We start from the raw sequence: 1,003 nt of genomic DNA, 5'->3' as shown, positions 1-1,003 counted from the left end.
AGCAAGATTTAGCGTTTTTATTGATTCAAAACAAGCTTGCCCATCACCGTTAACAAGTGCACACAATTCAACATAATCAACAATAATTATAGTTACTGCTATTCATCTTATTTGATTACACTTAGGGGATATCCCTAATTGACTTTATGATGCAATACTCGAAGCATCCTTCAGGAGCCAAAAATGCAAGAAGTGAAAGCTTTTAATGAAAAGCGTGCTGAAATTTACTGGTGGTTTTCGAGCTTATTCGCTAAAGAACTCAGCGAAAAAGAACTAGAAACCTACCACAGTGTTGAAATTCGCAGTTTTTTAGCGGGCTTAGGTGAGAACGAATCACTCAAGCCAGCCGTTGATAGCCTAGTTGATGCCCTAAACCGACTCCAAGACCGCAATGATGCTCAACTAGAACTTGCAGCAGATTTTTGCGAGCTGTTCTTAAAAACAGATAAGTATGGGGCACTGCCGTACGCTTCTATGTACATTGGTGAATCAGGCTTGCTTAATGACAAACCTGCAGAAGAAATGGAAAAACTGATGGCAGATTTTGGGGTTCAGGTAGACGAAAACCTCAAAGAACCAGCAGACCATCTTGCTGTCGAATTGGACTTTTTGGGCAACATGATCATTCGCTCAAATGAGTTAGAGCAAGAAAAACATATGGAAGAGGCTTTCGTTAAACAAAATGACTTCATCCAAAATCAACTCATGTCTTGGTTGCCAAAATTTGCTGAAAAATGTAAGCAATTTGATGAATTTGGCTTCTACTTAAGCGTTGCGCAACTATTAATTGCATTTTGTAAACTGGACAGCGCTTACCTTCTTGGTGAATAATCACCGCCTATTTTTAGGGAGCCTGCCTGTCGGGCTCCCTATTTTATTCGCTTGCTTTTAATCTGGCTCAAAGACGTTCGTTCATTTAGCAGTCAAAATGTGACTTCAAATACACAAAACTCTTGCTGAAAATATTGCCAGTCAGCCCACATAGGGCTAAAATGTGAACGCA

At 39.9% G+C, this 1,003-nt stretch carries 1 protein-coding gene; it reads left to right on the top strand.

All coding sequences use genetic code 11. The annotated features are described in order from the left end of the window. Nucleotides 1-183: 183 nt before the first annotated feature. Entirely contained in the window at nucleotides 184-831 is a 648-nt protein-coding gene (gene torD, locus R7O12_RS27215) for a molecular chaperone TorD (protein WP_005457256.1), read from the top strand. The last annotated feature ends 172 nt before the right edge of the window (nucleotides 832-1,003 follow it).

The organism is Vibrio sp. Vb1574 (assembly GCF_033338675.1).
Note: the sequence above shows the minus strand (reverse complement) of the source record. Positions and strands in the feature narration are given on the sequence as shown.